This is a genomic window from Henriciella sp. AS95, assembly GCF_038900055.1.
Taxonomy (GTDB): Bacteria; Pseudomonadota; Alphaproteobacteria; order Caulobacterales; family Hyphomonadaceae; genus Henriciella.
Genome location: NZ_JBBMQM010000001.1, coordinates 2,196,546 through 2,208,975 on the forward strand (window position 1 = coordinate 2,196,546; position 12,430 = coordinate 2,208,975).

The following is a 12,430-nucleotide window of genomic DNA, read 5'->3' on the forward strand; positions in this document are numbered from 1 at the left end:
AAGCCAATGTCGAAGCCATTTAAAATCGGGCCGCTCAATCATGTGGGCGTCGCTGTGCCATCCCTTCCGGAGGCAATGGAAACGTACCGGACATTATACGGTGCAACCGACATCACTGAGCCTTTCGACATGCCGGCACAAGGCGTGAAGGTATGCTTCGTGAACCTCCCGAACAGTCAGATCGAATTGATCGAGCCGCTGAGCGAAGAAAGCCCCATCTGGAATTTCGTGCAGAAAAATCCAAATGGCGGCCAGCACCATGTCTGCTTCGAAGTTGATGACATTCATGAGGCGGTTGTGGCGATGAAAGAGCGTGGGGCCACTGTGCTCGGGGAGCCTCGCATCGGGGCCCATGGTACGCCAATCATTTTTGTGCATCCAAAGAACTCAAACGGTGTTCTGATCGAACTGATGGAAACGCCCAAAGGGGATCACTGATGAACCTCGTTGGCGGCGTCGTCATTTTCATCATCTCCTGGTGGATGTGCCTTTTTGCTGTGCTGCCGATTGGCGTGCGGGGACAGTTCGAAGATGGCGAGGTCGTCGAGGGAACTGAGGAGGGCGCCCCGGCCAAGCACATGATGCCAAAGAAAATTGTCTGGGCGTCCATAGGCGCGGCCATCTGCACGGCGATTGCGGGACTGGTCGTGATACCGCTCCTGCAGAACTATGGCGGTTAGTCGACGGCCGCTTTGAGATGCCTATTTGCATCAAGCCACTAGCCAATATCTCTGCACCCAAATAACAAAGCTGCGAAACCCTGATACCGACAGATTAGGAAGTTATGCGCCTCTCCCGATATTTTCTGCCCGTCTCCAAGGATGTTCCTTCTGACGCGGCGATCGTTTCTCACCAGTTGATGCTTCGCACAGGCATGGTCCGTCAGAACGGGGCGGGTATCTACACCTGGCTGCCGCTTGGCTTCAAAGTGCTGCAGAAGATTGAGCAGATTGTGCGCGAGGAAATGAACCGCGCTGGCGCAATCGAGATGCTGATGCCGACGATCCAGCAGGCAGAGCTCTGGCAGGAGAGCGGGCGGTATGATGACTATGGCAAGGAGATGCTGCGCATCACCGACCGGCATGACCGCGAGATGCTGTTTGGGCCGACCAATGAAGAGCTGATCACCGACGTCTTCCGCTCTTATGTGAAGAGCTACAAGGCGATGCCGCTGAATCTCTATCATACGCAGTGGAAATTCCGCGATGAGATCCGCCCGCGTTTTGGTGTCATGCGTGGCCGCGAATTCCTGATGAAGGACGCGTACTCCTTCGACCTGACCGAGGATGATGCCCGCGCCAGCTATAACCGTATGTTCTGCGCCTATCTGAATGCATTCGACCGGATGGGCCTGAAGGCTGTGCCGATGCAGGCCGATACCGGGCCGATTGGCGGTGACCTCAGCCATGAGTTCATCGTTCTGGCCGATACGGGCGAAAGCGCCGTATTCTGTGACCGTGACCTGCTCGATATGGGCGCGCCCGGCCTTGAATTGGATTTTGAGTCGGACCTGTCTGGCGAAGTGGAAAAACGCACCAGCCTGTACGCGGCGACGGAAGAAATGCACGACGAGACGGCGTTTGCGACCGTGCCCGATGACCGCAAGGTGTCGGCCCGCGGCATCGAGGTGGGCCACATCTTCTTCTTCGGGACGAAGTATTCCAAGGCGATGAACGCGACCGTGCAGACGGCAGATGGCGCGAACGTGCCCGTTCAGATGGGCAGCTACGGCATTGGTGTCTCGCGGCTCGTCGGCGGAATTATTGAGGCGTGCCATGACGAGAATGGGATCGTATGGCCCAAAGCGGTTGCACCGTTCGATGTAGGCCTGATCTCCATGCGGCCGAAAGACGAGGCTGTTTCGAACGCCGCTGATGCTGCTTACACTGCGCTCGGCGACGCAGGCCTCGACGTTCTGTATGATGAAACCGATGAGCGACCGGGGTCGAAATTCAATCGAATGGATCTGATCGGTCTGCCCTGGCAGATTGTGATAGGACCGCGCGGTGTCGAAGCCGGGCAGGTTGAATTGAAGAACCGCAAGACGGGTGAAAAGTTCGATCTGACACTAGCGGATGCCATCGCGAAAGTGACCGCCGACTAATGGCGAAGTCAGCCCCATTCAGCGAAGTCGAGCGTGCGCTCGCATGGCGCTATTTGCGCGCCAAACGCCAGAATGGTGGTGTGTCGCTGATTTCAATCATCTCATTCTTCGGCATCATGTTGGCCGTCACGGCCCTTATCGTGATCATGTCTGTGATGGCGGGCTTCCGCTCGACGCTGCTGAACGCTCTGCTCGGCGGGCAGGGCCATGTCTTTGTGTCTGTGGATGGCTACCCCGAGGCGGATGTCCTGGACCTGACGGACGGCATTCTTGAGATTCCGGGTATCGAAAGCGCCTCACCCATTATCGAGCAGCAAGTGCTGGCAACGAGTGAGTTTGCGCGAACGGGCGCAGTCGTGCGCGGCGTGCGGTCAGAAGACCTTGATAACCTGCCTTATCTGGAGGGCGGGCAGTCTACGGCAGATGCGGCTGGCTTCGGCGAGGGTCGCAATGGAGGGGACGTTGTCCTGATCGGCGCCTTCCTGGCCTCTGATCTCGGCATACGCCCTGGCGACCAAATCAAGTTGATCGCGCCAGAAGGGGTGTCGGGCCCGTTCGGCGTGACGCCAAGAAGCAAGTCCTACACGGTTGGCGATGTTTTCTCGACCGGTAGCGTTGAGCTCGACAAGCTCTACGTCCTGATGCCGATGCAACAGGCGCAGCTCTTCTTCAATAAACGCGGAGAGTATCAATTGCTCGACGTGCGCCTCGATGATCCGATGAAGTCCGATCAGGCGAAGCGGGACATCGCTGCCAAGATCGGCCAGCAGTATTACTTGCAGGACTGGAAACAGCAGCGCGCTGGTTATCTCAATGCGCTGAATGTCGAGCGCGGGATGATGCGCATGATCATGCTTATCCTCATCACGATTACCGCGCTCAACATTGTTACGGGTGTGGTCATGCTGGTGAAGAATAAGACGGGCGACATTGCCATCCTCAGAACGATCGGTGCGACGCGCGGCGCGATCATGCGGACGTTCATCATGATCGGCGCGATCCTTGGACTGACCGGCGCGCTTATTGGTCTGATATTGGGGATCACGATTGTCCTGAACATCGGGGCCGTTGAGGCGCTGCTTAACTTCCTGATCCCCGGGCAGGGCGAAATATTCGATGCCGAGACGTATGGGTTGCAGGGGCTGCCGGCAGAACTCGATTGGGGCGAGGCCCTTTTCACCACTCTTTGGGCCATGAGCATGTCCATTCTGGTCACGATCTGGCCGGCCTGGTCGGCTGCGCGCCTTGATCCTGTAGAAGCGCTGAGGTTCGAATAGTGGAAACGCCTGTTCTGGAGCTTCGCGGGATTGTGCGGGAGTACAAGAGCGGTCCAACCGTCCTGAAGGTGCTCGACGGGACGGATCTCACCCTCAATAGGGGCGAACTTGTGGGGCTGGTCGGGCCGTCCGGTTCTGGCAAATCCACATTGCTCCACACGGCGGGTCTGCTTGAGCGCGCCGAAGGTGGACAAGTGCTTCTGGATGGCGAGGACGTCTTGAAACTGTCCGATTCCGGTCGCACGCGGCTGCGCCGTGAGAAGCTTGGATTCGTGTACCAGTTCCATCATTTGCTGCCTGAATTCGACGCGGTCGACAACGTCGCCATGCCGCTCATGGTGAATGGTGTGAAGCGCAAGGTCGCCCGCGCAAAAGCACTGGTAATGCTCGGCGAAATGGGGCTCAGCGATCGCGGGAACCACCAGCCGGGTCAACTGTCCGGGGGTGAACAGCAGCGCGTTGCCATTTCGCGAGCACTCGCCAATGACCCGAAGCTGGTGATCGCGGATGAGCCGACCGGCAATCTCGATCCGGCGACCACCGACCGCGTCTTTGCAAGCCTGATCAAGATCGCGAGAAGTGAAGGTGCTGCTGTGCTTGTGGCGACCCATAATATGGCGCTGACCCGCCATATGGACCGCGTGCTGACATTGCAGGACGGGAAACTCACAACCTTTACCGGGTGACGCCTTCGGTTCAGGTCCATTGCGGGGCATGATAAGGTCTGTGTCTGGAGCTGCCCTTGTCTGATTCTCTCTTCATCCATCTTGCCGTTCGAACCAGCTACTCGCTGCTCGAGAGCATGATTACGCCGAAAGCCCTGCAGAAGTGGGCTGAAGAGAACTTCATTCCAGCCATTGCTGTCACGGACCGGAACAACCTTTTCGGTGCGCTGGAGATTTCCGAAGCGCTGTCCGGCGCCGGTGTCCAGCCCATCATGGCCTGCTGTTTCGATGTGACGGATGGCGCTCATCAGGAATGGATCACGCAAGTCACGCTCTATGCACAGAACGACGCTGGTTTCCTCCGGCTGATGGAGCTTTCGTCTCTTGCTTATCTGGAAGCTGAAGACGGCGTTGCGCGCCTGAAGCGCGAACATCTGTTCGAGAAAACGGACGGTCTCATCCTGTTGACGGGCGGTTCAAAAGGGGAGGCCGCTCAATACATTCTCAAAGGGAAACAGTCGGAGGCGGAGGCTACATTGTCGGCTTTTGCCGAAGCGTATCCGGGGCGCTGCTATGTCGAGCTGACGCGGCATGGCGAGGCCGATGAAGCCAATAGCGAACCCGGGCTGATTGAAGCGGCCTACAAGCTGAATTTACCTCTCGTCGCCACGCATGATGTGCGGTTCATGAAGCCGGACGATGCAAAGGCGCACGATGCGCTGATGTGTATCTCCAATGGTGAGTATCTCGGCCAGGATGACCGCCAGCGCGTATCGCCCGAGCAGTATCTCAAGACATCGGCTCAAATGGTGGAGCTGTTTAGTGATCTGCCGGAGGCGATTGCGTCCACGGTCGAGATTGCAAAACGCTGCGGCGTGCGGGCCCGCAAGCATAGTCCGATCCTGCCGAACTTCGGCGACGGATCACGGTCTGAGATTGAAGAACTCAAGATTCAGGCCCGAGATGGTCTGAACATGCGGCTCGCCGAGGCCCCGAAACTGTATGCTGAGCGCAGCGTTTACGAGGAGCGTCTCGAATACGAGCTTGGCATTATCGAGAAGATGGGTTTTCCCGGCTACTTCCTCATCGTTTCCGACTTCATCAAATGGGCGAAAGATAACGGGATACCGGTCGGTCCAGGACGGGGATCTGGTGCGGGTTCTGTCGTTGCCTGGGTGCTGACCATCACCGATCTCGATCCGCTTCGGTTTGACCTTCTCTTCGAACGCTTCCTCAATCCTGAGCGCGTTTCGATGCCTGACTTCGACATCGACTTCTGTCAGGAGCGCCGCGGAGAGGTGATCCGATACGTGCGGGACAAGTACGGCGCCGACAGCGTGGCGATGATCATCACGTTTGGCACGCTTCAGGCCAAGGCTGTGGTGCGCGATGTCGGCCGCGTGATGCAGATGCCTTATGGCCAGGTGGACAGGCTTGCGAAGCTGATCCCGTTCAACCCGGCCAATCCGCCGAAGCTTCAAGACGCGATCGACGAAGAGCCGAAGTTTCAGGACGAAATTGCTCAGGATCCGCGTGTTGGTGAGCTGCTGGAAACGGCACTGGCTCTAGAGGGGCTGTACAGGAATGCCGGTACACACGCGGCCGGCGTCGTGATCGGCGATCGGCCGCTTACCGAACTTGTTCCGCTTTACAATGACCCGCGGTCAGATCTTCCGGCGACCCAGTTCAATATGAAATGGGCGGAGTCGGCCGGCCTGGTGAAGTTTGACTTTCTCGGCCTGAAGACGCTGACGGTCATTGATCGGGCGCTGAAATTCATCCGGCGTGACGGCCGTGATGTCGGCCCTGAATGGGCGACACTCGACGACAAGGACACGTATGATCTGATGGCGAGCGGTGACACGCTCGGCGTGTTCCAGCTCGAAGGGCAGGGCATGCGCGATACGCTGCGCAAGGTCCGCCCGAACGATCTGGAAGACGTTATCGCGATCATCTCGCTCTACCGCCCGGGCCCGATGGACAACATTCCGGTCTATGTCGCGGGCAAGGAAGACCCGAAAAACGTTCGCTACCAGCATCCTGACCTCGAACCGATCCTGGACGCGACCTACGGCGTCCCTGTCTATCAGGAGCAGGTCATGCGGATGGCGCAGGAAATAGCCGGCTATTCGCTCGGCGAGGCTGACCTGCTTCGCCGCGCCATGGGTAAGAAGAAGGTCGAGGAGATGGTCGCCCAGCGGCAGCGCTTCCTGAAGGGCGCGAAGGAGCTGAAGGGAATCGAAGCGCCGCTGGCGAACGAAATTTTCGATACGATGGAAAAATTCGCTGGCTATGGCTTCAACAAGTCTCACGCTGCGGCTTACGCATTGATTGGTTATCAGACGGCGTATCTGAAGCGCCACTTCCCCGTGGAGTTTCTGGCCGCTTCGATGAGCCTGGACCTTCACAACACCGACAAGCTGGCGGCGTTTGTTCAGGAGGCGCGGCGGTTGGAAGTGCCGCTTATCCAGCCTGACGTGAACAGATCTACGGCTGATTTCGATGTCGAAGATGGAGCGCTTGTCTATGCGCTCGGCGCCCTCAAGGGCGTGGGGCTGGAAGCGATGCGGCACGTCGAGGCCGAGCGCGCCAAGGCGGGTGCGTTCAAGTCCCTTCATGATTTTGCAGAGCGCGTGGATCCGAAGTCGGTCAACAAGAAGTGCTTCGAACAGCTTTCGCGCGCGGGCGGCTTCGATTCCCTCGAACCTAATCGAGCCAATGCGCTGGCCGCTGCGCCGTTGCTGGCCGCAACGGCGGTGTCGGCGGCAGAAGACCGGGCTGGTGGGCAGGGCGGCCTGTTCGGCGATGCGGAGCCAGCCATTCGCGCAACGCTGCCGCAGACCGCGGCATGGAATGGTCAGCAAAAGCTGGATGAAGAATTTGCTGCGGTCGGTTTTTATCTCAGCGGACACCCGCTTGATGACGTGCTCGAAAGCCTGGAGGAGGGGCGGATCACGCTATCTGCGAATATCGCTGATGTTGCGATGGATGGGCGACCGCTGGAGCTGATCGGCGTCGTGCGCAGGCGGGTGGAGAAACTGTCCCGTTCCGGCGGCAAGTTCGCCTTCCTGACGCTTTCGGACCCGACAGGCGAAGTCGAACTCATGGTCATGCCGGAGGTTCTGGAAAACTACCGAGACATGCTGGCCCCGGCGAGCAGTGTCTGCGTGACCGTGAACGTGCGGCGGCAGGACGAGGAAATTCGTCTCTCAGCCAAGAATGTGAAGCCAATTGAGAAGGCGCGCATCGGCAAAAAGGCCAAGGCATTGCTTGTGCGCCTGTCGCGCGGTGCGAACTATCATGAACTCGCCGCCGTCGCCAAGAGACTGGAGACGGCTCCGGGCGCGGATCGCGGTGATATTTTCTTTGAAATTCCGCTCGAAGACGGCACGCTCGTCATGATGAAACTGCCTGAAACGTATGCCACCGGCCTTGAGGCGCTCCGCGCCCTCAAGATGGCCTCTGGTGTCACCAGGGTGGACACGAAAGCGGCCTGAACAAGCACGGTTGCTAAGTGCGTCAAACTTTGTATAAGCCAGCCGCATAACCCCCGATGCGCGGACTATCCGGTGTTGGTCTCTATGGTTTGAGACCGATAGTGTCCGTGCCGGTCAACCGGAAAAGGAAAATTAGACATGGCTCTTCCTGAGTTCACGATGCGTCAGCTGCTCGAAGCTGGCGTTCACTTCGGTCACCAAACCCACCGCTGGAACCCGAAGATGAAGCAATTCATCTATGGCGACCGTGCCGGCATCCACATCATGGACCTGTCCAAGACGGTCCCGCTGCTGCACCAGGCACTCGTTCAGGTTCGCGATACAGTTGCAAAAGGTGGCCGCGTTCTTTTCGTTGGTACCAAGCGTCAGGCCGCTCAGCCAATTGCTGAAGCCTCCCAGCGTTGCGCCCAGTATTACATGAACCATCGTTGGCTCGGCGGCACGCTGACCAACTGGTCCACCGTTTCGAAATCGATCAAGCGTCTGCGCGAACTCGATGAGGTTCTTTCTGACCGTGATGGGTCGGGTCTGACCAAGAAAGAGCTTCTGAACATCGAACGTGAGCGCGACAAGCTTCAGCGCGCGCTTGGCGGTATTGCCAATATGGGCGGCCTTCCGAGCCTCATGTTCGTGATCGATACCAACAAGGAATCGATTGCGATCAAGGAAGCCAAGAAGCTCGGCATTCCAGTCGTCGCAGTGATCGACACCAATTGCGATCCGGACGATGTCGACTTCCCGTTCCCGGGCAATGACGACGCCGCTCGCTCCATCGCGCTCTACTGTAACCTCGTTGCAGACGCTGTGATCGACGGTCTGGCTGAGTCGTCCGCCGGTCTCGGTATCGACCTCGGCGAGTCCGAAGATGTGGACCTGCTCGCTGAAGCAGATGTCGCCGCCGCAGATGAAGCAACAGCTGAAGCCGGCGAAGAAGAAGCCAAGGCCGAAAGCTAAACTCAAACACTTCTAGAAGGAATCTTCGAGATGGCACAGATTACCGCCGCACTGGTCAAGGACCTGCGCGACCGCACTGGCGCAGGTATGATGGACGCGAAGAAAGCGCTCGTCGAGAATGATGGCGATATGGAAGCCGCCGTCGACTGGCTGCGCGCCAAAGGCCTTTCCAAAGCTGCCAAGAAGTCTGGTCGCGCTGCGGCCGACGGTCTTGTCGCCGCTGTTGTCTCTGACGACGGCAAGTCTGGCGTGCTTGTTGAGCTGAATGCTGAAACCGATTTCGTTGCCCGCAACGAGAAGTTCCAGACCGCGCTCAAGCAAATTGCCGACGTTGCGATGACGACTGATGGCAGCGTTGAAGCTGTTACCAATGCTCCCTCGCCAGCCGGTGAAGGCACGGTTGGTGACATGATCACTGCGCTGGTTGCGACCATCGGTGAAAACATGACGCTGCGCCGCACGGCAAAAATCGAAGCGCCCAATGGCCAGGTCGCCGCTTACGTGCACAGCGCGGAAGCCGAGAACATGGGCAAGATCGGTGTGCTCGTCGCCCTCGAAGGCGCCGATGCCGACAAGACGTCAGACGCTGGCCGCAAGGTTGCGATGCACGTTGCCGCAACCAGCCCTGCATCTGCCACGGTTGCTGATCTCGACCCGGACCTGGTTGAGCGTGAGCGCCAGGTTCTGACTGATCAGGCCCGTGAAAGCGGCAAGCCTGACAATGTCATCGAAAAGATGATCGAAGGTCGTCTGAAAAAATTCTACAAGGAGGTCGTCCTTGTTGAGCAGCCTTTCGTGATGAATCCAGACCAGACAGTTGGTCAGTTCATTGAAGAGCAGGGCGCGAAGCTGATCGGCTTTGTGATCTTCAAGCTCGGCGAAGGTGTTGAAAAAGCTGAAGACAACTTCGCAGCAGAAGTTGCTTCGATGACCTCCGGCTCCTAAGCCACCGAATTTGCACCTAAAAAGAGCCCGGCTGCCCATGACAGGCAGCCGGGAATCCTTTACCAGCAATCCGGCTCAGGAGTTTGATATGGCGTCTAATACCGAACCCGCAGACGATCTCGTTTATAAACGTGTTCTCCTTAAATTGTCGGGTGAGGCTTTGATGGGGCCATCCGAGTTCGGCATTGATATGCCGACTTGCCTTGTTTTTGCAGAAGAAATAGCCACTGCGCTCAAAGCAACCGGCGTCGAGCTTTGCCTCGTCATTGGCGGCGGTAACATCTTTCGCGGCCTTGCTGGCGCCGCGAATGGTATGGAGCGCGCGCAGGCCGATTCAATGGGCATGCTAGCAACGGTCATGAACGCGCTGGCCATGCAAAGTGCGCTTGAACAGATCGGCGTACCCACGCGCGTTCAATCCGCTATTCCGATGAACACTGTGTGTGAGCAGTATATTCGCCGCCGTGCTATCCGGCATATGGAGAAGGGCCGGGTCGTTATCTTCGCCGCCGGCACTGGCAACCCGTACTTCACGACCGACACTGGCGCAGCGCTCAGAGCGGCCGAAATGAATTGCGACGCAATGTTCAAGGGTACGCAGGTCGATGGCGTTTACTCTGCCGATCCAAAGAAAGATGCCAGCGCCGAGCGCTACGATCAGCTGGGATATCAGGAAGTGCTCGCTCGCGACCTTCGCGTCATGGACGCCTCAGCTGTGAGCTTGATGCGCGACACGAATATTCCGATTGTCGTATTTTCGCTGCATAATAAGGGTGCATTGCAAGATGTGCTGACCGGCAAAGGTACGTCGACGGTCATTTCATAACATGCGAGAATAGAGACATGAGTTTGAACAAAAAAGATCTTGAGCGCCGGATGGACGGCGCAATCACGTCACTTCAATCGGACCTTGCGGGGCTTCGAACCGGACGCGCCTCCGTCAACCTCCTCGACTCGGTCATGGTGCCGGCTTACGGCTCTGAAGTTCCACTCAACCAGGTCGGCTCGGTCTCAGTGCTCGATGCACGCACCATTGCGGTCAATATCTGGGACAAGTCAGTTGTTGGCGCCGCCGACAAGGCAATCCGGGAATCTGGTCTTGGACTGAACCCGGTGACGGATGGAACAAACCTCCGGATCCCGATCCCTGTGCTGAACGAAGAGCGCCGCGTCGAGCTCACCAAGGTGGCAGGCAAATATGCCGAGCAGGCCCGTGTCGCTGTGCGCAACGTGCGCCGCGACGGTATGGACGAAATCAAGAAGTCTGAAAAAGACGGTGAGATCAGCGAAGATGCTGCTCGCGGATTGGCCGATGACGTTCAGAAAATGACGGATGCCCACATCGCCCGCGTGGACGAAGTTGTGAAGAACAAAGAAGCGGAGATCATGCAGGTTTGACGGCAAGTTCCGCCTCCTCTTCGCAGTCCGTCGCTAAGAATACGGATGCGACTGACATGCCGCGGCATATCGGAATAATCATGGACGGCAATGGACGCTGGGCGACCCGGCATGGACTGCCCAGAGCTGTCGGCCATGAGCGCGGCGTTGAAGCACTTCGCCGAACCGTCAAGGCGGCGCAGAAGCTGAACCTGGACTATCTTACCGTGTACTCGTTCTCGACTGAGAACTGGAGACGACCTGTCTCGGAAGTGAGTGCTCTGTTTGGGTTGCTCAAAACCTTTGTGAAGCAGGACCTGGCGCGCCTCAAAAGGGAAGGTGTGCGGATATCCGTGTTCGGAACCCGCGCTGGATTGCCTGATGACATCCTGGAGCTGCTCGACAAGGCCGTGAATGATACGCGCGACAACAGCGCCTTCAATCTTGGAATAGCCTTCAACTATGGCGGGCGCGAGGAAATCGCGCGGGCGGTTCGTGAGCTTGCTGTCCAGGTGCGCGCCGGTGACATGGACGCCGCAGATATCACCGAGGATATGCTGTCTTCCGCGCTCGACACACATCAATACCCCGACCCTGATCTCATTATCCGGACGGGCGAAGAACATAGGCTGAGCAATTTCCTTGTCTGGCAGGCGGCGTATGCTGAGTTGCTGTTCATGGACGTGCTTTGGCCGGATTTCGGTGAGGCAGAACTCGTTGCCGCAATGGAAACGTTTTCGTCGCGGGAAAGACGGTTTGGTGGTTTGAAATCAGGGGCGGCTTGATATGGTCGCCTCTTCGCCAGCAAGCCATAAGAGCCGGGAACTCATTCTGCGGCTGATCTCAGCGGCACTCCTCATTCCGTTTGCGCTTCTTGTGGTTTCGTATGGCGGGCCGGTGCTTGGCTGGGCGTGCGCTCTGTTTGCGGCGGTCATGGGATATGAATGGGCGCGAATGACGGCGTCGCCAATCATGCCCGTCAAAGCGATTTTTGCTGCATTGCCATTGATCGCAGCCATCTACTTTGACCCGGAGGTGGCGCTGCTGACAGCGGTGGTCTGTTCATTGATCGTGGGCGCGCTGCATCCGGCTAATCTACGCGAAAAGGTCATCAGCGCGTTCGGACTGATCTATTCTGCAGGATTGCCGCTTGGTCTGTATTTGCTGAGGTCAGGGGACTGGAATGGCCAGGCTGCGGCCTTGATCCTGATGGGCACGGTCTGGGCATCGGATTCGGGGGCATATTTTGCCGGCCGAGGCTTTGGTGGTCCGCCATTGTCGCCGAAGGATTCGCCATCCAAAACGTGGAGCGGCGCTTTTGGCGCAATCCTGTGCAGCGGACTGTGCGGGCTAATCGCAGCGGGCCTGCTCGATGCGCCTCGCATGCCATGGTTGGTAGCAGGTATATGCATCTCGATCGCTGCTCAGTGGGGCGATCTGTTTGAATCATCGCTGAAAAGGCGCTTTGGCGTGAAAGATACGAGCGGCTTTCTGCCGGGACATGGCGGCGTGATGGACCGCGTTGACGGATTGGGCATGGCTTGTGTTGCTGCAGTTCTGATACTGACCCTGGTAGCGGACATTCCGGGTCTGCTGGGCCTGGAGTCCTGA

General features: G+C 58.0%; 12 protein-coding genes. All 12 read left to right on the top strand.

Translation table 11 applies throughout. From position 1 onward, the window contains the following. Positions 1-6 precede the first annotated feature (6 nt). Positions 7-438: a methylmalonyl-CoA epimerase gene (gene mce, locus WNY37_RS10935; RefSeq protein WP_342973422.1), complete on the top strand. Its 432-nt coding sequence runs from the start codon at positions 7-9 to the stop codon at positions 436-438. Beyond that, positions 438-680: a DUF1467 family protein gene (locus tag WNY37_RS10940; RefSeq protein ID WP_342973423.1), complete on the top strand. Its 243-nt coding sequence runs from the start codon at positions 438-440 to the stop codon at positions 678-680. Before mce ends, WNY37_RS10940 begins: the two co-directional genes overlap by 1 nt. Positions 681-784: 104 nt before the next feature. Continuing rightward, on the top strand, positions 785-2,104 hold the full coding sequence (gene proS, locus WNY37_RS10945; RefSeq protein ID WP_342973424.1) for a proline--tRNA ligase: 1,320 nt from the start codon (positions 785-787) through the stop codon (positions 2,102-2,104). Then, positions 2,104-3,381, top strand: a complete 1,278-nt coding sequence (locus WNY37_RS10950; RefSeq protein ID WP_342973425.1) for a lipoprotein-releasing ABC transporter permease subunit — start codon at positions 2,104-2,106, stop codon at positions 3,379-3,381. The genes proS and WNY37_RS10950 overlap by 1 nt, the downstream gene beginning before the upstream one ends. After that, positions 3,381-4,067, top strand: coding sequence for an ABC transporter ATP-binding protein (locus tag WNY37_RS10955; RefSeq protein WP_342973426.1), 687 nt, complete (start codon positions 3,381-3,383; stop codon positions 4,065-4,067). Before WNY37_RS10950 ends, WNY37_RS10955 begins: the two co-directional genes overlap by 1 nt. A 56-nt stretch (positions 4,068-4,123) precedes the next feature. Beyond that, entirely contained in the window at positions 4,124-7,543 is a 3,420-nt protein-coding gene (gene dnaE / locus WNY37_RS10960) for a DNA polymerase III subunit alpha (protein ID WP_342973427.1), read from the top strand. 138 nt (positions 7,544-7,681) lie between these two features. Then, positions 7,682-8,497 carry a 30S ribosomal protein S2 gene (gene rpsB, locus WNY37_RS10965; RefSeq protein WP_342973428.1) on the top strand — a complete coding sequence of 272 codons (816 nt, stop codon included), beginning with the start codon at positions 7,682-7,684 and terminating at the stop codon, positions 8,495-8,497. A gap of 30 nt (positions 8,498-8,527) precedes the next feature. Beyond that, positions 8,528-9,442, top strand: coding sequence for a translation elongation factor Ts (gene tsf / locus WNY37_RS10970; RefSeq protein WP_342973429.1), 915 nt, complete (start codon positions 8,528-8,530; stop codon positions 9,440-9,442). 88 nt (positions 9,443-9,530) lie between these two features. After that, positions 9,531-10,268: a UMP kinase gene (gene pyrH, locus WNY37_RS10975; protein ID WP_342973430.1), complete on the top strand. Its 738-nt coding sequence runs from the start codon at positions 9,531-9,533 to the stop codon at positions 10,266-10,268. A 17-nt stretch (positions 10,269-10,285) separates the two neighbouring features. Then, positions 10,286-10,840, top strand: coding sequence for a ribosome recycling factor (gene frr / locus WNY37_RS10980; protein ID WP_342973431.1), 555 nt, complete (start codon positions 10,286-10,288; stop codon positions 10,838-10,840). Next, entirely contained in the window at positions 10,837-11,604 is a 768-nt protein-coding gene (locus tag WNY37_RS10985) for an isoprenyl transferase (RefSeq protein ID WP_342973432.1), read from the top strand. The genes frr and WNY37_RS10985 overlap by 4 nt, the downstream gene beginning before the upstream one ends. 1 nt (position 11,605) lies before the next feature. Beyond that, on the top strand, positions 11,606-12,430 hold the full coding sequence (locus tag WNY37_RS10990; protein ID WP_342973433.1) for a phosphatidate cytidylyltransferase: 825 nt from the start codon (positions 11,606-11,608) through the stop codon (positions 12,428-12,430).